Annotated in this window: 19 protein-coding genes and 2 pseudogenes; 10 read left to right on the plus strand and 11 right to left on the minus strand. The window is 44.1% G+C overall.

Annotated features, from left to right (window positions below; genetic code table 11):
* On the plus strand, positions 1-246 hold a 246-nt coding region (locus L1D11_RS14440; RefSeq protein ID WP_239833705.1), incomplete at its 5' end, for a transposase.
* 415 nt (positions 247-661) lie between these two features.
* On the opposite strand, the gene L1D11_RS14445 is transcribed toward L1D11_RS14440, so the two are convergent.
* Positions 662-1,885 (minus strand): biotin/lipoyl-binding protein, encoded by a 1,224-nt coding sequence (locus tag L1D11_RS14445; RefSeq protein ID WP_239833706.1) that lies wholly within the window; start codon positions 1,883-1,885, stop codon positions 662-664.
* Positions 1,879-2,229, minus strand: coding sequence for a hypothetical protein (locus L1D11_RS14450; RefSeq protein WP_063523845.1), 351 nt, complete (start codon positions 2,227-2,229; stop codon positions 1,879-1,881). The genes L1D11_RS14445 and L1D11_RS14450 overlap by 7 nt, the downstream gene beginning before the upstream one ends.
* 133 nt (positions 2,230-2,362) lie before the next feature.
* Here L1D11_RS14450 and L1D11_RS14455 point away from each other — a divergent pair, with 133 nt between their 5' ends.
* Entirely contained in the window at positions 2,363-3,370 is a 1,008-nt protein-coding gene (locus L1D11_RS14455; protein ID WP_239833707.1) for an AraC family transcriptional regulator, read from the plus strand.
* A gap of 7 nt (positions 3,371-3,377) precedes the next feature.
* Here the strand turns inward: L1D11_RS14455 and L1D11_RS14460 are convergent, their stop codons facing one another.
* Positions 3,378-4,268, minus strand: coding sequence for an urea transporter (locus tag L1D11_RS14460; protein WP_239833708.1), 891 nt, complete (start codon positions 4,266-4,268; stop codon positions 3,378-3,380).
* 82 nt (positions 4,269-4,350) lie between these two features.
* Positions 4,351-5,010, minus strand: a complete 660-nt coding sequence (locus L1D11_RS14465) for a pyridoxamine 5'-phosphate oxidase family protein (protein ID WP_239833709.1) — start codon at positions 5,008-5,010, stop codon at positions 4,351-4,353.
* 90 nt (positions 5,011-5,100) lie between these two features.
* On the opposite strand from L1D11_RS14465, the gene L1D11_RS14470 reads away from it, so the two are divergent.
* Positions 5,101-6,561 carry a PLP-dependent aminotransferase family protein gene (locus tag L1D11_RS14470; protein WP_239833710.1) on the plus strand — a complete coding sequence of 487 codons (1,461 nt, stop codon included), beginning with the start codon at positions 5,101-5,103 and terminating at the stop codon, positions 6,559-6,561.
* A gap of 15 nt (positions 6,562-6,576) precedes the next feature.
* Here the strand turns inward: L1D11_RS14470 and yjeH are convergent.
* A pseudogene (gene yjeH, locus L1D11_RS14475) lies at positions 6,577-7,843 on the minus strand (L-methionine/branched-chain amino acid transporter).
* 238 nt (positions 7,844-8,081) lie between these two features.
* Here yjeH and L1D11_RS14480 point away from each other — a divergent pair.
* From L1D11_RS14480 to L1D11_RS14490, 3 genes are all read left to right on the plus strand, one after another.
* Positions 8,082-8,543: an Lrp/AsnC family transcriptional regulator gene (locus tag L1D11_RS14480; protein ID WP_239833717.1), complete on the plus strand. Its 462-nt coding sequence runs from the start codon at positions 8,082-8,084 to the stop codon at positions 8,541-8,543.
* Entirely contained in the window at positions 8,537-9,457 is a 921-nt protein-coding gene (locus L1D11_RS14485; RefSeq protein WP_239833711.1) for a LysR family transcriptional regulator, read from the plus strand. Before L1D11_RS14480 ends, L1D11_RS14485 begins: the two co-directional genes overlap by 7 nt.
* A 113-nt stretch (positions 9,458-9,570) precedes the next feature.
* Positions 9,571-10,185 carry a LysE family translocator gene (locus tag L1D11_RS14490; RefSeq protein ID WP_239833718.1) on the plus strand — a complete coding sequence of 205 codons (615 nt, stop codon included), beginning with the start codon at positions 9,571-9,573 and terminating at the stop codon, positions 10,183-10,185.
* Positions 10,186-10,277: 92 nt separating this feature from the next.
* Here L1D11_RS14490 and L1D11_RS14495 read toward each other — a convergent pair whose 3' ends face one another.
* The gene (locus tag L1D11_RS14495; RefSeq protein WP_239862599.1) at positions 10,278-11,441 is read right to left on the minus strand and encodes an alpha/beta fold hydrolase; all 1,164 of its coding nucleotides are present in this window, start codon (positions 11,439-11,441) and stop codon (positions 10,278-10,280) included.
* Between the two features lie 47 nt (positions 11,442-11,488).
* The gene (locus L1D11_RS14500; protein WP_008217274.1) at positions 11,489-11,719 is read right to left on the minus strand and encodes a hypothetical protein; all 231 of its coding nucleotides are present in this window, start codon (positions 11,717-11,719) and stop codon (positions 11,489-11,491) included.
* A 273-nt stretch (positions 11,720-11,992) separates the two neighbouring features.
* Here L1D11_RS14500 and hcp point away from each other — a divergent pair, with 273 nt between their 5' ends.
* Together hcp and L1D11_RS14510 are read left to right on the plus strand one after the other, a co-directional pair.
* Positions 11,993-13,654: a hydroxylamine reductase gene (hcp, locus tag L1D11_RS14505; protein WP_239833713.1), complete on the plus strand. Its 1,662-nt coding sequence runs from the start codon at positions 11,993-11,995 to the stop codon at positions 13,652-13,654.
* A 101-nt stretch (positions 13,655-13,755) separates the two neighbouring features.
* Positions 13,756-14,811 carry a hybrid-cluster NAD(P)-dependent oxidoreductase gene (locus L1D11_RS14510; RefSeq protein ID WP_239833714.1) on the plus strand — a complete coding sequence of 352 codons (1,056 nt, stop codon included), beginning with the start codon at positions 13,756-13,758 and terminating at the stop codon, positions 14,809-14,811.
* A 179-nt stretch (positions 14,812-14,990) separates the two neighbouring features.
* Here L1D11_RS14510 and L1D11_RS14515 read toward each other — a convergent pair whose 3' ends face one another.
* A complete protein-coding gene (locus L1D11_RS14515) occupies positions 14,991-16,427 on the minus strand; it encodes a glyceraldehyde-3-phosphate dehydrogenase (RefSeq protein WP_239833715.1) in 1,437 nt (478 codons plus the stop codon).
* A gap of 855 nt (positions 16,428-17,282) precedes the next feature.
* Between L1D11_RS14515 and L1D11_RS14520 the strand changes: the two genes are divergently transcribed.
* A complete protein-coding gene (locus tag L1D11_RS14520) occupies positions 17,283-19,871 on the plus strand; it encodes an ATP-binding protein (RefSeq protein ID WP_239833719.1) in 2,589 nt (862 codons plus the stop codon).
* Between the two features lie 74 nt (positions 19,872-19,945).
* On the opposite strand, the gene L1D11_RS14525 is transcribed toward L1D11_RS14520, so the two are convergent.
* From L1D11_RS14525 to L1D11_RS14535, 3 genes and pseudogenes are all read right to left on the minus strand, one after another.
* The gene (locus L1D11_RS14525) at positions 19,946-20,182 is read right to left on the minus strand and encodes a hypothetical protein (protein ID WP_239833716.1); all 237 of its coding nucleotides are present in this window, start codon (positions 20,180-20,182) and stop codon (positions 19,946-19,948) included.
* Positions 20,183-20,344: 162 nt separating this feature from the next.
* A pseudogene (locus tag L1D11_RS14530) lies at positions 20,345-20,659 on the minus strand (hypothetical protein); the annotation flags it as partial.
* A 401-nt stretch (positions 20,660-21,060) separates the two neighbouring features.
* Complete coding sequence (locus tag L1D11_RS14535) at positions 21,061-22,431, minus strand: L-serine ammonia-lyase (RefSeq protein WP_239833765.1); 1,371 nt, start codon at positions 22,429-22,431, stop codon at positions 21,061-21,063.
* 338 nt (positions 22,432-22,769) lie between these two features.
* On the opposite strand from L1D11_RS14535, the gene L1D11_RS14540 reads away from it, so the two are divergent.
* Entirely contained in the window at positions 22,770-23,645 is an 876-nt protein-coding gene (locus tag L1D11_RS14540; protein WP_239833764.1) for a YdcF family protein, read from the plus strand.
* Positions 23,646-23,738: the final 93 nt, after the last annotated feature.

The raw sequence follows: 23,738 nt of genomic DNA on the forward strand, positions 1-23,738 counted from the left end.
GGGCTCTGGGAGGTGTGGTGGGCACAAGTACAGGAGAGTGGAATTAAGCCATTGCAAGAGTTCGCACGAAAACTGAGTCCTTATCTTCACGGCATTATCGCATCGGCAAGTTATCCGCTTAACACCTGCACATTGGAAGGGATAAACAACAAGATAAAACTAATCAAGCGAATGGGATATGGGTATCGAGATACAGACTACTTCTTCTTGAAGATAAAAGCGGCTTTCCCCGGAAAGCCGCGATGAACCAAAAAAATAGCCAATCGCAATAATCGCAATTGGCTTATATATTTTGTGAACAAGAGTAGGTTCACTAACAACGTCAGTTGGCTAGGTGACCCTCGGCTTAAGAAGGGTCAATATACACAGAGCAGTTAGTGTGCCAACTTTTAAAACCACGTAAAACGGCAGTTTTATAGCAATCTGGTGCGTATTTGAACGTTTAATTTGCGTTTTCGTAATGCTTTATTGCAAAATGCAATTGCGATTTGCAACTTTAGAGTATTGCTCGGGAATAAAGTTAATAGCACTGAACGCTGCATGCTGATTCGTTTTTCGAATTTGTGTTCTTTCTGGCGACGAATAGTAAAATTGGAATAAACAAAAAGCCCGTGTGATCTAAGAGCGCACGGGCTTAGTATTGTTTCACCAATGGGAAGTATTAGATGGAGTAGAAGAAGTACAGTTGAGACTTCATTCGAATGATGATCCCGCGTATGATATCTAGGAACGCCATAAAGCTAACCGGCTTCTCACCACTAACCCAAGCAAGCCCTACTGACCCGACAGGGATGTCGTAACCTTCTGTTTCATCAATCTTCAAACGAACAAAGTGGTGCTTGTTCTGAAGGTTTCGACCTGTGGTTACTCGAACCTGTTCATCGATACCTAATAAACTGGCTTGTGCCTCCCCCGTTGCTTCCACAATCCCTTCAACTGTCGCAGAGAAGATTTTCCCTGGGTATACCGCTGTTGCAAACTCCGCAGGCAGACCTACTTTGATGTTGCGAATAGCTTGGTGGTTGACTCGCATTAACACGTATTTCTCTTGGGTATACATTTGTATACGAGGCATCATTGAAACACGTTGACCTTCACGAAGAATAAAGTTGGTAACAAAGCCATCTGATGGCGCCGTCACTTTTGTACTATTCAAGTCCCACTGTGCCTGTGTCAATGTGGCTTTTGCAGAGTCGACCTCGGTTTGCTTCTTACTTACATTGGTTTCCGCTTTGTGGATGTTTAACTTGGCGTTCTCCGCATCCACCTCTTTCTTACTCAACTGAGATTCAAGTGTAGTCACATTATGAGTCGCTATTTCCACCTTTGCGGTTTGTTGGTCGATATCAGACTCTGTAATGGTGTGTTCAACCACACTGTTTTGCTTTTGATAACGATCCAGTGTCTTAGACTGCAAAACTAAGTCGGTCTTTGCTGACTCAATTTGTGTTATCGAAGTTTTGATGTCTTCAAGCGCTGATTGGTAGCTGACTTTTGCAATGCTGACTTCTTGGCGAGCTGTGTCTAACGCTACCTCTGCTGACTCAAGTTGGACCTTCGCCTTATCTCGAGCGATCACATATTTGGTGTCGTCAATCTCATAGATCAACTGACCTTCAGCTACGTCTTGGTTTGGGTGAATATGAACTTTCGTGGTTTTTCCCGTCACATTGGTTGAATCTGGACGCAATTGAATATGGGGCGATTGAACCACAGAGCCCCCAGAGAGATCCATCGGCGTGAAGTTAATCAGTCCTACCCACACAAACAGCAACCAAGAAGTACCACCAAGGTACGCAAAGGCTTTTGTTCCTTTATTCCAAGGCATGCCAATCAGCCTCAGTAAATAGATGAACAGTGCCCAAATAGCTAAGCCTTCTAACATGCTTGGTTCTCCTCGTCTTTGTTATCAGTGTTGCTGGTTTCTTTCGGTGTTGCGGGGGCTTTCCATGTGTCCCTGAGGTTGATGATTGCTTTTTCCATATCAACGAATGCCAAAATGACTGCGAGTACCCACACCCAGTGCCATAAAAAGCCAATCCAAGTGAGCGCGGTGATCAAACCGAGTTGTTGATGCTCTTTACTGTGAGCCTTGTTTATTGGTAGTTCATGGACACGCCAGAACCCGTAACATGCAGCTGCAATCGTTGCGACGAGTACAACACCTGCGACCACATGTAGCGCTGTGTCAGCGCCAGTTCCAACAAATGGGACACTTACTAAACTCATTGATATACCCTAGGTTAAATTAAGCGCTGAGTGTGATTGATATCAGATTTATAGGTTGCAAAATTACTAATTACTTTAATAATGGCACCTATACGATGTGATCTGTAATTGTGTTGGCAGGGATTTGCGACGAATGAATAATTGTAACTTCTTAAGATCATTAGGAATTTTAGGTATATACCAGTACGCAGCGGCGAATCGAGAGCTAGATATGGATTCTTTAGGTATTCCCAAATCAGTATTTGCTAACGCTATGAACCTGATTCCGGTCAATGAAGTGGATAAGTGGTATGGCTTACTTGAGCAGAAAACGGATGAGCCAGACATCATCTTAAAGCTTGCTGCTAGAGTCGATATAGAGAAGTTAGGCCCGCTTGCTAACTGGTTTTTCTCCGGACATGACCTAGCTTCGACCATTCGACGCGTTAACATCGGGCTGCATTGTTTGCAGTCCGGCGCTTTCTTATATGGCGCGCAAGTGGGTAACCTGATTAAGTGGTGTTATGACAACCCTGAATACTCTGAGACTGGCAGGGTTCACGATTCAGTGCGTGTCGCGATCTTTATGATGAAGATATTAAGGCGTTATCTTGGGCCTGATTTCGTGCCTTCTGCGGTTTCTATTGCTGGATATCGAGAAAATACTGAGCTGTATCACGAGTACTTTGGTTGCAATATTCAATGGGGACAACCAAGAACTGAGGTATGGATACCGAGTAAATCTAGGCTATCTGTGAATCACTCGCCGTCAGTCGGGAAAATGAGTTTAGCTATGAATTTCAATGATTTAGATAACTATCTCAATATGCCAGACGCAGGTGATGAACATAAGGTGACCTATGAAATGATCAATTATAGTCGCCACTTTGGCTTGCCGACGTTGAACAAGGTGTCGAGTTTACTTGGTTTGTCTGAGCAACAGTTTCAGCGACGACTGCACAAACTCGGGGTGAACTTTTCCACGATTATGGGTTACGCGTTGAGTAATATTGCTGTTGAGTTGCTGAGTTATTCATTGCCCGTTGAAGAAGTGGCGAGACGTCTTGGCTATACCAACGTGGCAAGCTTTACGCGAATGTTCAAAAAGCACCGTGGCTTGACCCCAAAGCAATATGTCGAAAGGTTTAGAACTGACTTATAGAGCGTTATCAGGTGTGCCGTTTGCTCGATAAGTACACCATGGCCCAAGTGCTGAGAATGAAAGGTGCGGTTAGCGGCAGTAAGCTAAGAGTGTAGAATATGAGTGTAAAGAGGCAACTAAACACACCGCCTAATATCACCCAAACCCACGAAACTCTTGGATAGAGAACCAGTGCGAGTGTTGCTAGCACGGCGTTGTATCCATATAGCCCTTGAGCGATCAGTTCGTCATCTGCGCCAATTACCTCGCTAAACAGAGTACTGACGGCTACTGCTAACACTACCCAAAGAGCGTGTTGGATGTTGTTAAGCATGATCGCCACTAAAATAATCAGCCCCGTCCACGTATTGTTGATAAAGCTGACTTGGCTGACTCCTTTTAGCATGGTCACGATAAAAGGGGGTAGGTGAGCCTCTAAATTTGTCGCTATGTGGGTGTGTGGAGCTTGCTCAACGGCAGAAGGAGAAAATACCGTTATATCCAAGCTCCACTGAGCCACATAAATCCACCAAGATGTTATGACGAAAGCGCTGGTATAGCCGAGGTACTTTTTAAAGCCAAATACCACGGTTGCTATGGGTACAGTGAACAATGCACCTAAGAAAGTAACCATCACTAAGACGGGTGTTATCTCGAGCATATTTCCGATAAACAGTGCGACGAGTGCACCATTCAACGCATACATTCCATTATAGATATTGTCGATTGGCTTTCTGGTATAGCAAGCAAATACATAACTGCTCGCTGCACCGAATAGTGTAAGGGCTGAGAGGGAAAAGGATTCGACTGAGATAGCAATCAGAAATAAAACAGACGTGATGATTGTTGGAGTGAAGTAGATTTGCCCAATACCATTGAGCAAGCCTTGATGTTGTTGAAAGTCCTTATTCGTCTGCATCGCTCGGCTACGTTATTTACTGATGTTAATTTTTTGATAACCAGATTGTATACAATTTTAACGTGTTGACCATTTCGGTCTGTTAATTTTGGTACCAGCGTTCACCATAAGCTTGTTGATAATCTGGCTTTTCAATGAGCCCCTCTTGCTCGGGTACAGTTTCTAGTGGCCCCACAATGGTTCGATAGGGAAGTACACCCGCCCAAACCGGGATATCCATATCTGCTTTGTCATCATTCACACCATGCTTACCAATTTTTACTGATGCTTCGGTTAGCGGTATCGCCAATAACTCAGTCGCAGTGAGCTCTTTTTCATTGCTCAGTCTAACCTCGTCGGTTCTCCCTGGGGCTATCTGCTCAATGAAGATATTCAGCAAGCGATCCTTTTCTTGATTGTCGTCGATGACTGAAAATGATCCAAGCACCACAGCTGAACGGTAATGGGCGCTATGATGAAAGGCTGAGCGAGCCAGGACCCAGCCATCAAATAATGTGAATGTTAAACAGGTTGGCTCTCCCTTCTTAAGCCCTTTTAGTAGGCGGCTGTTTTTGGCGCCATGGATATAGACCATGTCATCGACTCGCCAAGCGAGCATCGGTATCACCATCGGGCCTTGTTCACCTTGTAGTGCAATGTGCGCGATTAAGCTTTCATCAATGATCTGATGCAGTTTCTCTTGTTCAAATACGGCTTTGTGAGCCCCTTTTTTAATCGTGGTTCTTTTCGTGTTGGATAACATAATCGCTCCTTAATCATTGCCTTTTGATTAATGTAGCGATTAACTGGTCTATTAAATAGAGCCACTTTTAAACACTATTTGGATCCAGTTATGCAGCCTATCGATGTCGGTGACCTACAACTTAGTGAGCAACATGACACGCGTCAAACCGCTTTATTCCATGTGATCAGAGAGAAGATCGTTCAAGATTTATGGGGCAAAGGCAGCAAGTTACCTTCAACACGTAAGTTGGCTGTTGAGTTGTCGGTGAGCCGAAATACCGTGATCTATGCGTATGAGCAGTTAGTCACGGAAGGCTATATCGAAAGCCGAAAAGGTTCCGGTTTTTATGTGTCGGTCGAGCAGCCGGAACATTTCTTGAATTCCTCTCAACCTAACCTTGTTCAAAAGACTAGTCAGGTGACTGCGCAGGCCGAGGTAGCACGTAGGAACATAGCGACAAAGCTAGATATCAATAGTGGCTTCGCCCCTGGAGTGCCTGATCTCAACGCTTTTCCTTTCGCGAAATGGCAAAGGCTACTGCAGCGACATGCAACGCGTCAAAACATTGCAGGCAACCAAGACGTCCAAGGAAGTGTGGCCTTACGAGATGCGCTCACTGGGTATCTTGCAAGTAGCCGATCTGTTCGTTGTCATGCTGATCGAATTATTGTCACGGCGGGGGCGCAACAAGCGATTTCCATTGGTTTGATGGCAACGCTGATGACGGGGGACGAGCTATTGATGGAAGAACCTGGGTATCGACAAGTCCATAAAATTGTTGATCTGTTAAAGCTCAAATTAGACGGTGTGGCGGTGCGAGAAAAGGTTGGGCTTGATATCGATAAAGTTCTCTCCAGTAAAGCCAAGGCTTTGTATGTCACCCCAAGTAATCAATACCCGATGGGGACTACGCTTAATACCGAGCAGCGCCTAAAACTGATTGATTGGGCGAACAAAAACCAATCTTGGATCATAGAAGATGACTATGACAGTGAGTTTCAGTTCGCGCACCGACCATATACTAGTATGCAAGGGTTGGCAGGCAAGCTTGGTTTGGATGACCGAATCATCTATGTCGGCTCACTAAGCAAGGTGATGTTCAATGGTCTTCGTTTGGGGTATTTAGTGGTCCCAGAGCACTTGGTTACTAAGTGTCTCGAGATAAAAGATGCGCTCAGTGGAGACACCGCAAGCCATACGCAAGAAGCACTGGCTGATTTTGTTCGTGAAGGCGATTTATTACGACATATTAGGAAGATGCGTCGTTCGTACAAACTCAAGTACGAAGCGATGATCGATGCTATTGAAAGTGAATTTAATGGCGACCTTGAGGTGATAAGCCAAGCGGCGGGACTGCATGTAACCGTCAAATGGAATGGTGGCATTTCTGAACATGAATGGAGCCGAAGAGCTGAGCTCGACAATATTATTATTCGCCCATTTTCTTTTTACGAATATGGCTCGAGTGTTGAGCGTGATTGGAATGGAGCGTTATTAGGTTTTGGGAATGTTCGTTTGGCAGAAATAAAGCCGAAGATCAAAGCGATCGCTCGGCTTTTTTATCAATAAAGGTATCGATAGAACTTATAACTTATCGATAGAAACGGGTGGGTTTACCAAACCACTTTCGCCAGGGGAGTGACAATGTCACAAAAATCATCACAGCATAGAGCATTGACCAACTTAGACAGATAAACACGATAGTGCAGATAACTAACGAAAGCATCGCAGTGTATTTAGAAGTACCTTTCAGAAGTCGGCAAGCGGCTAGCATTGCGAGTAGATAAACCAGAACAAAAATACCGTTAGCGAGCTTTAGAAAGAACTCAAGATCTAGATTAGAAAGCTCGCCAATCACACATGAAATCAGTGCGATAACGCCGATTGCTAACGTTGGGTAGAGTGGCACTCCGTGGCTATTGAGTTGTGCCATTTTGCCATCAGGTCGGTGTTGACGAGCCTGAGCCCAGACCATTCGTGACAAGCTTTGGGTGTATAGATTCAGGCTAGCGAAACAGGCAAAGAAACCAAGCACACTGATAACTGCTTTAAATCCATTACCAAACAGCTGTTCAGTTACCCATGGGATTGATGCGGCATCAAACTCCGCTGAGCCGTACGCGCCTAGCTTGAGGATCACTACCGAACAAGCCCAATACACCAAGCCAGCAACGAAACAACCAACTACGATAGCAATGGGAAAATCTCGTTGAGGATTCTTGAATTCTTCCCCCATATGAGCAAAAGCTTCGATTCCGACAAAGCACCAAAACATCACGGCCAGTGCGGCGCCGATAGACCACACAGAGTCAGAGGATAGGCTCGGTATCGCTATATCGGAGACAGTGATCTCTGCCTTCCAAACGAAAGCGCTGACTAAGGCAAAGATCGAAAGGGCAATCACGGTTTGCAGGCGGCCTGAAGACTTACTGCCCATCAAGTTAACCACAATCAGTAGTGCTACGGTAAAAAATTGAGCGCCGAGTTGTGTGTCGAGCGGAGCTGGTAATAACTGTTGGGCAAAGCCGCCAGCTAACGCGATAGCTGCTGGAATACCTACGGGTACTACACTAACAAACAACCAAGCGACACTCGTTTCCAACCTTTCACTAAACGCTTGGCGAACAAAATAGGCAGTGCCTCCCGCGTTCGGATAGCGTTTACCTAGCGCGGCGAAAGTGAGAGCAATAGGGCAAATGGCGATAAACAGGATTAACCAGGCTAACAGTGATAATTGACCTGCAATACCTGCCGCGATAGCGGGAATCATAAATAGCCCAGTACCAAGCAAGGTCGTTGAAAGTTGCCCGATGCCGGACATTAGCGTGATTTCTTGTTTTAGCTGGGTCATTCGCTCTCCTAGCTTGTGACGATTTTGATCTGGGAATGGAAAAGAGTGTGAATGAAAGCATACATTGTCGTCATCAATAATACAGCTAGCGAAACGTCGTAAGCCGCCGCCATTTTAACGGTATTTCTTGGATTAACTGTCAAAGTGTCGGCTGACGTAAACGGCGACTGTTATAAGTTCAAGAGTTGTGTCAAATTAGGCGTGATAAATAGAACAATAAATGGGAAGAATCAAAAGCATGGATAAATTTGATCGCCAAATTTTAGATATTCTAAAAACTAATGCTCGTTGCTCAGTGAGCGATATTGCAAGAGAAGTGAGCCTCTCTCGTTCGGCGGTGAATGCGCGAATTAAGAAGTTAGAAAGCGACAAAGTCATCAAAGGTTACTGCGCTCTTGTCGATCAGCCCAACCAAACGAAAAACGTATGCGCCTATATCTCGTTGAAGTTTGACCTGTCGAGCAGTGACCATAGCTGTGAGTCTTACGCGAACCAAATTCATAGTATTGACGGTGTGCAATGGTGTCACTCTATTAGTGGGGAAACAGACATGATGTTGTATGTTGAGGTTGAGAGTATGGAACGTCTAAATCAAGTTCGCGACCAGCTGCAAAGCTATCCAGAGCTTCGCCATCTAATGACTCATACCGTGTTGACCGAGTTTTTTAACAAGCTGAATCCGACGGTACATTCATGTTAGGCAATATCAACTTAAACCTACTTCGTTCATTACATGTCCTTCTTGAAGAGTGTCATGTGAGTCGAGCCGCGCAACGCCTGCATATCACACAATCAGCGGTGAGCCGCCAACTTAGTCAGCTACGAGATTTATGTGGTGACCCTTTGTTAGTGCGTGATGGCAATAAGCTGGTGCCAACCAATCGAGCTATTTTGCTTAAAGAGAAGCTCGATGACCTACTCGGTGAGTTTGACCACTTGCTAGATGACAAACCATTTGAACCGCATGAGTGGCAGGGAGAGTTTGTGTTGTCTTCTAGTGACTATGTTGCTCAGTATATTTTGCCTGTGATTGTTGCCGAGGTATCAGCAGATGCGCCGAATATCAATTTGGCCTACCGTTTGTGGCAGCCTAACTACCTTGAATCACTCAATGAATCGGGAATCCACTTGGCTTCCAGCATGTTTCCTAAAAAGCCGGAGCATGTCTCGAGCATCAAGCTTGGAGAGGACAAATCGGTGTGTTTAATGCGCAAATCACACCCATTGGCTCAGAAAGAGGCGTTAAGTTCCGAAGATATTGTCCAGTACTCTCATATCAAGGTGACTGGAGGAGGGGACAAAGACAGCTACGCCGATATTGCATTGAATAAGCAAGGGCTGAAACGCAGAGTGGCATTTAAGGTTCCTTTCTTTTCATCGGCAAGCAACGTGTTAATGCAAGACGATTATTTGATGATCGTACCGGAACACATTGCCTATAACCTAGGTAGGCATCTTGAGGTTAAGTATTTTCCATTGCCATTCGAAACCGAAATGCACACCTATTGGTTAATGTGGCACCCGAAGTACGACAACGACTCAGCACATAAATGGGCTCGAGAAAAGGCGTTCCAGGCAATGCAAAAGTCGAGTTACAATATCAGTATGACTTGAAGTCATGGCTATGATGATTATCTTTGATTTCAAATAATATCAAGTGGTAATTATGCTAACTATCAATGGTAGAGCGTTCAACAAGAACGCATGGTTTGACTAGGAATGGAATGATGACGGTAACAATTTGGTTTTCTTTATTGGCGATTTGCCTCTTGGGAGCAATGTCGCCAGGGCCAAGTTTAGCAATGATCGCTAAACACAGCTTAGCTGGTGGTCGTATTAACGGTCTTATCGCTGCTTGGTCACATGCTGCGGGTATTGGTGTTTATGCGTTTGCAACCATCGTAGGCTTGGCAGTGGTATTGGAGCAATCTCCAACGTTATTTAAAGGTATTAGCTTGGCGGGTGCAGCTTATCTGTTGTACTTGGGAGTCAATGCTCTGCGTTCGAAAGGTGGTGTAGCTGCCAAATTAGAAGCAGGTGAACAGATGAGCTACATGCAGTCTGCTCGTGAAGCTTTCTTGATCTCTATCTTAAGCCCTAAGATCGCACTGTTCTTTATCGCTCTGTTTAGCCAGTTTGTCGCGCTCGGCAATGAGCTGACCAACCAAGTGATTATTGTCTCGACTCCGCTGATTGTTGATGGCCTTTGGTACACCTTCATCACCTTGGTGCTATCTAGCCCTCTCATTGTTGAACGAATCCGTTCAAAAGCGCAGTTGATTGATCGACTTTCAGGTATCGTTTTGATCTTGCTTGCTGTGCGTGTGGTGTGGACCATATAGCGTTAGGCAGCTGACTCCCGAAAAAGATATGTATTAAAAAAGCTCACAGCGAATCGCTAGTGAGTTTTTTTCGTTTTTATGAGTTTGTCTGGCTAACCTGCCGAGTTTAGCACTGAATCTAGTTTGGCCATTGAGTCGGAAAAGTAAGGGTTATACGTTAGACGAGCGTGATTTTTTCCTTCTTCACGGTATCCCCATGCTGAATACCACACTTCGCTGTTCGCATTACACTTATCTTCAAAGCCTTCTTCTTGTCCATTCGAGCAGATTTTTTCGCTACCATTGATACCGTAATACGGATTATTTGGTGAGAACAACAAGCCCATGTGAGAACCGTTTGAGATACGTTGCTCCGGGATCTTCATACTGTATTGAACAGCGCGAGGGTCATCGAGCGCAGTTTCTCCTTGCCACACCAAAACGTTATTCGGATTGGGCATATACTCAGTAAACGCCTGCTGAACAAAGCTAGTGTCAATCACACTGTCGCCTTCACTCATCATAATGAACACTGGCTTATCGAATTGTTTCTCTCTTAAGTCATCACGAACGATTTCTGAGGTCTCGTAGTATACCGATGCACCGTTCATTGGCAGTGAGTTATAACGCAGTATGTTGTCTTCAGGATCTTGGTCTGCCCAAGTCACAAAATAGCTCGCTAGCCCAGCGTATTGCACGGCCGATGAATTCGGTTGAAATGCCGGAGAAAACAGCAGTAACCCGGCGATCTTTGGATCCTTCATCGCTTGTGAAGTCACAAGGTTTGCACCGGTAGAGTAACCACCTAGCCATACTGAATCGTACTCTTGCTCAAGTAACTTAGTATGGTGAGCCACCACGCCTTGCCAATCTTCGAGATTCGGTTGCATTAAGTCACCTGAACGACTGCCATGGCCTGGAAGTAGCACGGTTCTCACCAAGTAACCTTGATCGGCTAGATGTTCTGCAATGTCTTTAAACGAATACGGCGAGTCACCTAATCCATGAACCAACAGAACTGCTTTACCATTAGGTGAGGTCGGTTTGTACTCAGTGGGTGAATTAAGTTGAACCTCTAGTTGCTTGTCTTCGGTGATGAACACTCGGTTTTTTAATAGCCAGTCTTGAGTTTCGGTCACATAGTCATCGAAGCTGTCTTGTTGATATTCAGGCAGGCTTGGCGAAGCTTCGTAAGCTGGAGTGATGGTCTCGTTAGAGCAGCCAACGAGACCTAAAGTCGTAATAGCGAGCAGAGTTAGAACGGTCTTTCTGTGCATTGTTTGGTGTAGTTTCTATCGTTGTTGTCTTGAAGCAAAAGCTTAGATTATTTTCTATTTGAAAGATCTTCGTATTCGCCTTCGATAACACCAGCATCAGATGTTGATGAGTGGTGAGTGTTCATATGAGCTGCGAAGCCTTGTTTCTTCATTTGATTTTGAATGCGCTTGCCTGTGATTAATGCTGCGATAGCCAAAGGAATAGCAAGGATCAAGCTAGTAAATAGCGCCAAAAGGCCGGTAAACAGCGCAACAATCGTAACTAATATATTTTTCATATTCATTCCTCTTTTTCGATGTTGTTACTTTATCGGCCCTTTTCTGAACGAAACATGAACGCCGTAAAATAATTGCCGAGAGTCACTATGACACATGTGTGTTTGCTTTGGCTCGTAAAATGTAGTCATAATCACGCACTAAAATCATGGGATATGATTAATCCCTTAAAAATCAAATAATTAAAAGTTGGCACGCTTGATGCTCTACAGGGTTTGGAATAAGTCACTGTAAGCGAAGTACTTACAGCTAATAAAAATTACTGGAGCCCCTATATGTTCTGTATTCAATGTGAACAAACTATTCAAACACCCACTGTAAAAGGCTGTTCTTTCGCACAAGGTATGTGTGGAAAAACATCGGAAGTATCCGACCTTCAAGATGTGTTGGTGTACTCTCTTCAAGGTGTTTCTTTTTGGGCAAACTTAGGTCGCACTTGCGATGTTATTGATACTGAAATCGATGAGTGGGCGCCAAAAGCGTTCTTCGCAACACTCACGAACGTGAACTTCGACCCTGCTCGTATCATTGAATTTGCTCAGCAATCTCACGAATTTAAACAGCGTCTAGAACAGAAAGTTCGAGCAGCTGCGACTTTAATCGGCTTCGAAATTCCAGCGCTTTCTCCTGCCGCGCAATTCGATCTTCCAACGGACTCTTCAGAGCTATTGGCGCTTGCACCACAAGCTGCGGTTAACCGTGGTCATGAATCTCAACATGAAGATGTGATTGGTCTTCGTCTTCTTTGTCTATACGGCTTAAAAGGTGCAGCTGCGTACATGGAGCACGCTCGCGTTCTTGGTCAAACAAACAATGCTATCTTTGCTGAATATCATGAAATCATGGCTTTCCTAGGTACCGATCCAACCGACTTAAAACAGCTATTGGATACATCAATGCAGATCGGCTTGATGAACTACAAAGTAATGGAAATGCTAGACAAGGGTGAGACAGACATCTTTGGTCACCCGCAGCCTACAACGGTGAATGTTAAGACTAAGAAAGGTCACTGTATTCTTGTTTCTGGCCATGACCTTCATGACTTAGAAAAGATTCTTCAGCAAACTGAAGGCAAGGGCATCAACGTTTACACCAACGGCGAGATGCTACCTGCACACGGTTACCCTGAACTGCACAAATACCCACACCTTGCGGGTAACTACGGCAGCGCTTGGCAAAATCAACAGAAAGAGTTCGCGAACTTCCCTGGCGCAATTGTAATGACGTCTAACTGCTTGCTTAACCCAGATGTTGGTGCTTACGCTGATCGTCTGTTTACGCGTAGCATTGTAGGCTGGCCGGGTGTTGCTCACCTTGAGGGGGAAGATTTCAGCGCGGTTATCGATTGTGCATTAGCGCAAGAAGGCTTCAAGCATGATGAGATCGAGCAGATGATCACTGTTGGTTTCGGTCGCAATGCGCTCATGGAAGCTGCACCTGCGGTTGTTGATCAAGTGAAAGAGGGCAACATTAAACACTTCTTCTTGGTCGGTGGTTGTGACGGTGATAAATCAGAGCGTAGTTACTACACAGACTTTACCGCTCAAGCACCAGAAGATTCAGTTATCCTAACTTTGGCGTGTGGTAAATTCCGTTTCAATAAAAACCAATTTGGCGACATCAATGGCATTCCACGTCTATTAGATGTGGGCCAATGTAACGATGCATACTCAGCGATTCAGCTTGCTCTTGCGTTGTCTCAAGAGTTTGACTGTGGCATCAACGAGCTACCGCTAACACTCGTCCTATCTTGGTTCGAGCAAAAAGCGATTGTGATCCTGCTTACCCTGTTTGCACTGGGTGTGAAAGGCATTTACACAGGTCCAACAGCGCCAGCATTCCTAACGGAAAACCTGCTTAAGATTATTCAAGATGAGTTCGACATGCGTGCTATCTCAACGCCAGAGCAAGATCTTAAAACAATCTTAGCGGCTTAATGTAAGCCCACTCCCAAGCCTCGTTGTTGCTGTTCTCTTCGAACGTGCAGCTGCGGGGCTTTTTAGATTTAATTCTTTAGTATCAGTAAGGTGTGTGAACTATGTATGCATGGTCGGATAGCGATTCAATCAATTTAGTATGCTTAAAGAAATGGCACGAGACGCCAGATACGGTCAGCTTCGAGCTTGGCAGTATTCCACAAGACCTACATTTCAATTTTAAGCCAGGCCAGTTCATCACGTTGGGCTTGGATATGCCGACAAAAACCGATTATCGCGCTTACTCGGTGGCTTCTTGTCCAGAGGACAATCACTTAAAGCTTACGGTTAAGCGTGTTGAAGGTGGCTTGGTGTCTAACTTTATTGTCGATGAGCTTGATGAAGGCGATGAAGTTGCTGTTTTAAAACCTGCTGGTGGCTTTAACTGTATTGATTGTATGCCGACTGAGAGCAAGAAGGTAACATTAGTCAGTGCAGGTTGCGGTATCACACCTGTTATGGCGATGGTGAAGTATTGGCTGAGTCAAGATAGCGGCGTTGAGATTGACTTCATCCATATGGCGCGTAATAAGCGAGAGACGATTTATTTTGAAGAGCTTCACCAACTTGATGAAACTCACTCTAATTTTAATCTCAAGCTATTACTCAAAGACAATCAAGGCACCACGGCCTCTCAAGGTCGATTGGATAAGAATTGGCTGGTCAGTCTAAGTCCTGATATTTTAGATCGCACCGTCTATCTGTGTGGCCCAGTTGGTTTCATGCAAGACATAGAAATCTATCTAAAAGAACTTGAGTTCAACATGGATAACTTCTATCAGGAAAGCTTTACACCGGCTACTCAGAACGCTCATTCAGAAGAGCCTGAAACTGAAGTTGCTGACAATGTGAACAGTGCAGTCAAAGTATTTATTCCAACGTTTGGCAAAGAAGTGGAAGCAGAAGCGGGTACGCCGCTCGCTGATTCACTAGAGCAAGCAGGTGTGCCGATCATTATCGCGTGTCGCAGCGGTATTTGTGGCTCATGTAAATGCAAAGTGACCAAAGGTTCGGTGGAATCTAGCAGCCAAGAAACTCTGACAGCAGAAGAGATTGAGCAAGGTTATGTACTGGCATGTTCAAGCACGATTCAGTCTGATGTTGAGGTAGAGCTTTAGAAGTGATTGTGTATCAGAACTTCTGATATAAAAAGGCCACTCAGATCCGTTAGAGAGAGCAGATCTAAGCGGCAACCCTTCTGTTTATACGGGGGAGTAAAGCAAAAGGGGTTGCGAAGCCTGAAACAGGCTTCGCAGATATAGTTATTATGTTGTGGAGCTTGTTTTACTCTGAGATATTAAACCTCTGGGTAAGTTTTGTAGCGTACGCCCATCATTTGTTCCATACAGTGAACAACTTGGCAGCTGTAGCCAAACTCGTTGTCGTACCAAATGTATAGAACAGCGCGGTTGTCTTGTGCGATCGTAGCAACACCATCAACAACGCCAGGGTGACGAGAGCCAACTAAGTCTGTAGAAACAATTTCAGTTGAGTCTGTGTAATCAATTTGAGCGGACAGGGCAGAAGATAGTGCCATTTCACGTAGGTACGTGTTCAGCTCTTCTTTGTTAGTGCCTTTCTCAAGGTTTAGGTTTGCTACTGCCATTGAAACATTTGGCGTAGGTACGCGAATCGCATTACCTGTTAGCTTACCTTCCATTTCTGGCATCGCTTTTGATACTGCTTTTGCTGCACCAGTCGATGTCAGTACCATGTTCAATGAAGCAGCGCGGCCACGACGGTCACCTGAGTGGAAGTTATCAATCAGGTTTTGGTCATTGGTGAATGAGTGAACCGTTTCGATATGACCAGACAGAACGCCAAACTTGTCGTGAACTGCTTTCAACACTGGTGTAATCGCGTTCGTTGTACAGCTTGCCGCAGAGATGATGGTGTCTTCAGGTTGAATCACATCTTCATTTACACCGAACACAACGTTTTTGATGTCACCTTTGCCAGGTGCAGTAAGCAGTACTTTGCTTGCACCGTTACACGCTACGTGTTGGCTTAGGCCTTCTGCGTCGCGCCACACACCTGTGTTATCAACAACCAGTGCGTTATCGATGCCGTAAGCCGTGTAATCCACGTTTTCTGGTTTGTTTGCGTAGATAACTTGGATGAAGTTACCGTTAACGATGATTGCTTTGCGTTCTTGGTCTACAACAATGCTGCCATTGAATTGGCCGTGTACAGAGTCACGACGAAGTAGGCTAGCACGTTTTTCTAAATCACCGTCTTTACCACCACGAACCACGATTGCACGTAAACGAAGTGGGTAACCTGGGCCGCTTTTCTCTACAAGAATACGAGTTAGCAGACGACCGATACGACCAAAACCGTATAATACGACGTCGCGAGGTGTGGTCATCGCTTCGCCTTCTAATGAACCCATCAGAGCCGTTTGAAGGAAATCATCAATCGCGCTGAGATCTTCGTGGTTTTCCCAGTACTGAGCTGCTAGACGACCAACATCAACGCGGCAAGGTGACAAGCGCATTGATAGAAGATGTTGGATAATTGGTTGAGTTTGTTCTGTGGTTAGCGGTGAGCCTGTGTAGCGTTTTGCGACGCGGTGAGCTTTGATGATGTCGATAGTTGTCGCGTTAACTAAGGTCTTACCAAAGAGGATAACTTCTATGCCTTTTTGACGGTATAACTGACCTAAAGTTGGAGCGATGGATTCAGCAATAGTTTGACTAGTTTGCCAGTCTAGGAGGTGCTTTTCGGGACTCATCTTTACTCGGGACCTTTCACGTTAAGTTCTGCAGTCATGGCGATTGTAGGGAAGCCAATCAGCATAGGGGGTTGAGCTATCAAGCGGTGGTCTTTCATGCCACTTAAATGTGCTTGATATGCGTTGTGTGTAACTTGTAACTTGTGATTTTGATGTGGCAGGATTGTAAGGTACGACTGGTTATTCTGCTAGGAAAAATAAATGCAGACAAATTATCTATAACTTGGTGTGATATTAGTCATAAATCAAGTTTTATGCGTAAGTAAAGGCTATTGACTTTAACAATCTGTAGCACTTAATTTCCGCCAAAAAATACTTAAATCAAAATATGATATGTAATTAAAGTTATAGTGTTCAGTAAATCTGTGATCATCAATGCAAGTTACACGCAAATGGTAAACAATAAACAAGCCAATCAGTCTGTTTTGTTGTTTGACCTTGATATAAGCCATCGTTGCGTGAAAAAAACGCAGAGCGCAAACGATTGGATCTCACAAATTGAACCTTAATTTAGTAATTTGTTCGTACCTAGCACCGTGACTTGCTTCCTTTCTGACCTGACAGCGTGACTTCTTTACTTGTTATGCGAGCGATAATAACTCTTTCTCCGAAATGAAACGTTTCATTAATTTGCTATTCTGACATCAGCGTTTGCTTTGTACACTGCACATTATTTGCCTTTCTGGACTCAGAGTATCATTTGTTCATATCCAATTTGATCAATAACCGCTGTTAATGTCCTATTCTTTACTTGGGCTAGGTTAAATTACTTTCGGGAAGGGAGTAGTTATAAAAATGATAAATATGTCAATTAGATGGCGTCTAATTCTTCTTACCACTGTGTCTGTAATCATCATGTTTGGGTTTACAGTCAACCAGGTGAACAAGAACGATACGAAGATGAAGAATCTTGAAACTACACGAATTAAGGTTGAAGCACTTCAATCTTTTAACACGGTTTCAAGTGATGCTTATCGATGGTTAGTCTTGTCTAACGACTCCCTTGAGAGAGGTCAGCTGCTTTTAAAGCTGAATGGGGAATTGGATAGGCTCGCTCAGTACGAGGAACGACTGCAACAGCTAGACAATTGGAGTGCTGAGTCACAATTGGTTGAGCTTAAGGAGGTTTTAGCTAACTTAGCTAGTGCGACCTCAAATATTAATAACACCGCAACATTGATTACTGACAACAACACACAGCTAACAGAGCAGGCCTTTGATTTATTGAAAGAAGTGTTAATGGAGCTATCTGAATATCGCTCTAACATAGTGGATGAAAATATCGGTCAAGTTGATGTGATGTTTATAAACCTTACTCACTATGTGTTCTGGACTCAGCGAGAAGCGTGGTTGAGTTACCTCTTGTATCGTTCCCCAGAGCTGATAGAGCAATATTCATTGAGTTATGTTGGTACGTTAGAAAGGCAGCAGCAGTTATTAGATAGGCTTGTCCGGTCAGGGAGCCGCTTGCCTGAAATTAGAAAGTTATTAAGTACAGTTTTAAAAGATGAATTTCAAAACCGCTTTACAGCTCAAGTCCTTAAAAGAGATTTTTCGTCACCTGAAATATATGACCACGTGCAAGGCTCAGAACAAAAGAAACTGGCGATTTCAAATGCGGTTGGTGCTTATGCCAAGCAATTACAGTTTAACCTGACGAGAAATATTACGCTGCAAAAAAGACAAACCTTGATCATGACAGTTCTGATTCTTACTGTATTTGGTGTTTTTTTATGGCTAGGTGTAGCGACGCTTCTTCACCTAAATAGAAACCTTTCGATTATCTTGAAAGGAGTCTCTGAATACGCACATAGCAACGGCAAGCCAAAGGCAATTCATATTAAAGGGAACGATGAGCTTGCCGAGTTAACTGAAACTCTAAATCGAGTGATGGAGCGCAACTATCAACATAACAAAGAGCTAGTAGAAGCAAAAGAAGATGCGATTTCGGCTAACAAGGCCAAGAGCGCATTCTTAGCGAATATGTCCCATGAGATACGAACGCCACTCAACGGGATTATTGGGATGGTTGAGATTTTATCTCAAAGCCAACTGAGCGTGAATCAACAAGAAGTGTTAGGAGATATCGAATCGTCTTCTCACTCATTGCTGGTTCTGCTGAATGACATTCTTGACCTGTCCAAAATCGAGTCTCGCAACTTAGTGCTATCGCTACATAATGCAGATCTGAGAGAGGCGGTATACGACTCAGTAAGTGTGATTTTATCTAAAGCGATAAGTAAGGATATCGAGCTCGACATCAATATCGATTCTAAAACGCCGCGACAATTGCTTTTCGATGAGTACCGCGTGAGGCAGGTACTGACTAATCTATTATCTAATGCTATTAAGTTTACCTCAAAGGGCACCATCACAACGGATATCGCGTATACGCCAGTGTCTATGGGCAGGGGAAAACTTGAATGCAGTGTCTCTGATACGGGCATTGGTATAGAGCCAGAGAAGCTAGCATCCATCTTTGAGCCTTTTACGCAAGAAGATGGCAGTATTACGCGTCAGTTTGGAGGTACAGGGCTTGGGTTGGCTATTTGTCGACAGCTTGTGGACTTGATGGACGGGTACATTACCGCTCGTTCGGTTAAAGGAGAGGGCTCGACCTTTACGTTTTGTTTGTATGTCGATGTGGTAGAAGTACAGGTTCAAAGCTTTGAGAACTTAGGGAACGCGACGATTGTATCGAATTCTTTTAATTACCTAGATCAACTCGTTAAAGAGTGTGAGCGTCTGAATATACAGCCGAAGGTGGTGTCATCACTATCCTCACTAGATGAAGATCTTAAAGGGAGCGACTTTGTTCTTTATTGCCATACTTTGCATCATTCCCTTCAGAGTGATTTAGCGGCTTTGAAAGACCGCTATCCCTTAGAACGTGTGATTGTTTGTCAGCACCACTTGTTTAAAACCAACCAAATTACAGAATCTGTTCATTCCATTCATACTCTGCCTTTCTTGGGACGTCGCTTCTTGAACAGTCTATTGTCATTGGATACGAATGAAGAACCGGTAGTTGAGGAAGAGTCAGAAAAAGAAGAAGTTCGTTCTTTGAATCGACGTATTTTAATCGTTGAAGATAACCTGATGAACCAGAAAATAGCGAGCTTCTTCCTCGAACAAGCCGGTTATGAGTATTTAATCGCCAGTAACGGGCAAGAAGCCGTTGATGTGGTAACTCAGGGCGCTCAGTTCGATGCCGTTCTAATGGATTGCATGATGCCTGTAATGGATGGCATTACCGCCACCAGAGCCATTCGAGAGTGGGAGCTTAACCAGCAAACTACGCCACTTCCTATTATTGCCTTAACGGCGAGTGTGCTAGAAGAAGACATTAAAGATTGCTTTGATGCGGGCATGAATGCCTATTTACCAAAGCCTTATAAATCTCACCAGCTCTACGATCTGTTTAGTAGCCTTGATATTGTCTAGCGGGTATCTAGTTAAAAGCTCAACAAGAGCGTTGAGCTTTCGTACGTTGAACTCTAGGGGTAGCCTAGCGGTCTTTAACGTACTTCCATTCCAAGGTTGTATTGTGCAAGACAGCGACCGACATAACTGATTTTAACGAAGGCTGCCACGATGATGGTGCTAATATGTGCCACAATCTGAATCGGCAATGAGAAGTGATTCGCCATAGGGTAAGCGATGATAATACTGAGTATCATAAGCAAGGTGGTAATCCCGAGGCTGAAGTTACATACAGAAAGTAGAGTTTGAAAGCGTTGAGTCATCGTCTTCATATTGAATTCCTAGTTACTATTAATTTCTTTTGATATTTAGTAATAGCAATTAGCGATTCAATATTTAAAGTTTTATTTATCAGTTATTTAAATTAATTTATAGATAAAAACAGTCAAATTGACTTTTATTTTTGTCGTGTCAATTTGACATTTTAGTGTCACTTAGCTCCACCTAAAGCCACACGTGTTAATATGAATCGAACACCAGAATATAACTCCAGACCAACGTTGTTTTTCTGGCCAAACTCAGCGTCAATCTTTTGGAGTTTTACATGTAGTTGTTCGCAAGTAATGTCATTGGCTAGAACTAGGTCCAAGGCGCAGAATTCTAAGTGTTTACTTCGCAGTGCACGCCGGGTTGTTGATTATAGATTTGAGTATGCTCACCCGATGTAAAGGTATGCTTTGGGTAATGCCAGCATCTTTGAGTTGCTGTCCTATTTCTCGAACTCTACCTTCTGCGTGGTTAAGCAGCATCTACTTTCAAATTCTGCAGGGTAGGGTTTGAAGATGAGATTCTACTCAGGAGCCAGTCGGTGGAGAGTGTTGAGCAAGAAATATCGGACATTCTGATTGCCTATAATCTAGTACGTCTTGAGATTAGTCGGATAGCAAAAGAAGCCAATGTGTCACCACTCAACATCAATTTTATGATAGCACTTCGTGACATTCAATATGAACTAATGTGGTGTGCTATCGCCTCCTCGGGATCAATCCCGAATAACTGCGAGCCATGAGAGAGTATGTGAAACGTTATATTTTGTCAGAAAAACAAAAACGGCCCAAAGCTAGGACCGTTCGTATTGGTAAAAATCGCTACAATGTACGTTCTAAGCACCTTAAGTAATAGGTGTTTTCACCACTCGTGTTCCTGTCTGTTATTCACAAGGTGGTGCCATGTGGATTACGGCTAGGCCGCCTAGAGAAGTTTCACGGTACTTCTTGCTCATATCTTTACCGGTTTGATACATGGTCTCGATAACCTTGTCTAACGAGATAAGGCACTTGCTGGTACGTTTCAACGCCATGCGTGATGCATTGATCGCTTTGATTGCACCCATAGCATTACGTTCAATACATGGTACTTGTACAAGGCCACCGATCGGGTCACACGTCATGCCCAGTGAGTGTTCCATAGCAATCTCAGCGGCAATACATATTTGCTCGTTGCTACCGCCTCGCAGGGCAGTAAGGCCTGCTGCTGCCATTGAAGAAGATACGCCAACTTCACCCTGACAACCAACCTCTGCGCCAGAAATCGAAGCATTGGTTTTGTATAAGATGCCGATAGCGCCAGAGACTGCCAAGAAGTCTTTAAGCTGCTTAGTGTCTAGCTCTTTGATGAAACGATGGTAGTACATTAATACTGCAGGAATAACGCCAGCAGCACCGTTAGTTGGTGATGTCACTACTTGACCACCTGCCGCGTTCTCTTCACTTACTGCAAAGGCAAATAGGTTAATCCAATCCATGATCTCCATTGGATCGTTTTCAATCGAGGCATTCGCTTCCAGCTTTTTCAAAAGCGCAGGAGCTCGACGCGTTACTTCTAGGCCGCCATCAAGAATGCCCTCAGTGTCAAAGCCACGTTGCATACACAGAGACATCACCTTCCAGATTTGGTCGGCTTTCTGGTCAATTACATCCATATCTTGGAATGAAACTTCGTTGCGCAGGATTAAACCACCAAGGCTAAGCCCTTGTTGCTCTGATAGTTCAAGTAACTGGTCAGCAGAAGAGAAGGGGAACTCAACTTGTGTTTCTGCTTCCTGCTTCCCATTTTGTAGTTCATCAGCGGTTGCGATAAAGCCACCACCAATCGAGTAGTAGGTTTCCATATCCAGAAGAGTGCCACTTATATCAAAGGCTGAGATAGTCATGCCATTCTCATGCAGTGGAAGGTTCGTTTTGTGGAAGAGCAGATCACTTTCTACATCGAAATGAATTTCATGGCTACCGCTCACCAATAGAGACTTGTTTTCAATCGCCCTAAGCATTGCTTGGTTAGCACTGGTAATTTTAATGGTGTCGGGGCGGTTACCAAGCAGGCCTAACAAGGTCGCTCTGTCTGTGTGGTGGCCAATACCCGTCAATGATAACGAGCCGTATAAGTCGATTTGAATGCGCTTTACTTGTTTAAGCTGAGCATCAATTTTTTGGGTAAAGTTAAACCCAGCGATCATTGGTCCATTTGTGTGGGAGCTGGACGGCCCAACCCCAATTTTGTAGATATCAAAAATAGACAGCATAGTAACTTCCTGTGAAGACGGTTCGATGAACGAACTCTGTGTAAAATTTGTATTTAGTTAGTTTCACCTCTTTGAGTGATCCTATTCTAGATTAAGCTTATTCATTGATTGAAACGGCTCTTTTATCGACCTGTGCTAACAAGCATAGAGCGATGAAATACAAGAGCGTGCTATGTTTGCTTTAAAGCGACACGTCTATTCTTGTATGATCTTAGATGCCGCTATCAATAGTGAGCATTATTGCGAGCAACATATAAGAATTTCAAATTACTTTTGTTGACAAGTATTGTATACATAATTCACTCCATCTAACCTCCAAAACGAGACTTGAACATAAAATGAGCATTAATCACCTCCTTATTGTGCTGGGTAAGCGACTTAATGAGAATAAATTGACTGATGAAGGAATCAGTCGAGTTGATGCTTTGGTTGAGTATCTTGCGGAGCCTTTGGTCGAAGAGTCGAACCAGCAAACCGCCGTTGCATTTTGTGGTGGGGTAACAAAAGGCCAAACTCTCTCTGAAGCGGACGCAATGCATCAGTATTTTAGAAAGCTCGAAAATCAGCGAGAACATCCGTTTTCCTTAGGGGCTATTTTACTTGAACAGCATTCGACTAACACTGTCGAAAACATTCAGAACTTGGCTTCAGAGATGATTGCAAGCGGGCTGTTTACTCGTGGACAGAGTGTGCAGGTGACATTCGTTTCTAATGACTACCATTTACAACGTATATTCGAGATTCAATCGCTCATGGACGAGCAAGGTTTGCTTAAAGTTCTCGTCGAGAAGTGTTCAGCACTTGGAGTAGATTTACAGATAGAGTGCCAGTTAGAGGATCATGTTGCGGCACCATACCCTCATCAAAGTGCTCAAGGGCGGTTGTTTTTATTGATGGATGTAGTGACGACCTACCGAGTTTATCTTGAAGGTGTTTGTGCGGGCGTATTTCGAGATTTGGAGTTGGTTAGGCGGGAGCCAGAAAGGCTGTCTTTGGAAGCACTGATAACGGCAAAGGAACTCGTCGGGCGTTCATCAAACTTTGAAATTGTAGACAGTTTACTCCCAGTATTGGAGAGCTGTATCCAGAAGACGTCAGTGGGTACTGACATAAAAAAAATCAGGGGATACCTAGCTCTACTAGATACTAACCTGACTTTATTGAATCGTTGTTTAGATCCGGAATCGGATCACACGCATCGCTGGTGGCGGTAGGTAGTGAAAGAGCGCTAAAATTAGCGACATGTCGATAACCAAAAGTTGTTGTGTGTATAAAATTGATGTGTATACACGGTAAAATGCCGTTTA

The sequence above is a fragment of the Vibrio sp. Isolate32 genome (genome assembly GCF_022397955.1).
Taxonomy (GTDB): Bacteria; Pseudomonadota; Gammaproteobacteria; order Enterobacterales; family Vibrionaceae; genus Vibrio.

Bases quoted from the DNA above. Each gene is read 5' to 3' on its own strand.
- L1D11_RS14445 (WP_239833706.1), bottom strand. From the start codon at position 1,885: ATGTTAGAAGGCTTAGCTATTTGGGCACTGTTCATCTATTTACTGAGG.
- L1D11_RS14450 (WP_063523845.1), bottom strand. From the start codon at position 2,229: ATGAGTTTAGTAAGTGTCCCATTTGTTGGAACTGGCGCTGACACAGCG.
- L1D11_RS14455 (WP_239833707.1), top strand. From the start codon at position 2,363: ATGAATAATTGTAACTTCTTAAGATCATTAGGAATTTTAGGTATATAC.
- L1D11_RS14460 (WP_239833708.1), bottom strand. From the start codon at position 4,268: ATGCAGACGAATAAGGACTTTCAACAACATCAAGGCTTGCTCAATGGT.
- L1D11_RS14465 (WP_239833709.1), bottom strand. From the start codon at position 5,010: ATGTTATCCAACACGAAAAGAACCACGATTAAAAAAGGGGCTCACAAA.
- L1D11_RS14470 (WP_239833710.1), top strand. From the start codon at position 5,101: ATGCAGCCTATCGATGTCGGTGACCTACAACTTAGTGAGCAACATGAC.
- L1D11_RS14480 (WP_239833717.1), top strand. From the start codon at position 8,082: ATGGATAAATTTGATCGCCAAATTTTAGATATTCTAAAAACTAATGCT.
- L1D11_RS14485 (WP_239833711.1), top strand. From the start codon at position 8,537: ATGTTAGGCAATATCAACTTAAACCTACTTCGTTCATTACATGTCCTT.
- L1D11_RS14490 (WP_239833718.1), top strand. From the start codon at position 9,571: ATGACGGTAACAATTTGGTTTTCTTTATTGGCGATTTGCCTCTTGGGA.
- L1D11_RS14495 (WP_239862599.1), bottom strand. From the start codon at position 11,441: ATGCACAGAAAGACCGTTCTAACTCTGCTCGCTATTACGACTTTAGGT.
- L1D11_RS14500 (WP_008217274.1), bottom strand. From the start codon at position 11,719: ATGAAAAATATATTAGTTACGATTGTTGCGCTGTTTACCGGCCTTTTG.
- hcp (WP_239833713.1), top strand. From the start codon at position 11,993: ATGTTCTGTATTCAATGTGAACAAACTATTCAAACACCCACTGTAAAA.
- L1D11_RS14510 (WP_239833714.1), top strand. From the start codon at position 13,756: ATGTATGCATGGTCGGATAGCGATTCAATCAATTTAGTATGCTTAAAG.
- L1D11_RS14515 (WP_239833715.1), bottom strand. From the start codon at position 16,427: ATGAGTCCCGAAAAGCACCTCCTAGACTGGCAAACTAGTCAAACTATT.
- L1D11_RS14520 (WP_239833719.1), top strand. From the start codon at position 17,283: ATGTTTGGGTTTACAGTCAACCAGGTGAACAAGAACGATACGAAGATG.
- L1D11_RS14525 (WP_239833716.1), bottom strand. From the start codon at position 20,182: ATGAAGACGATGACTCAACGCTTTCAAACTCTACTTTCTGTATGTAAC.
- L1D11_RS14535 (WP_239833765.1), bottom strand. From the start codon at position 22,431: ATGCTGTCTATTTTTGATATCTACAAAATTGGGGTTGGGCCGTCCAGC.
- L1D11_RS14540 (WP_239833764.1), top strand. From the start codon at position 22,770: ATGAGCATTAATCACCTCCTTATTGTGCTGGGTAAGCGACTTAATGAG.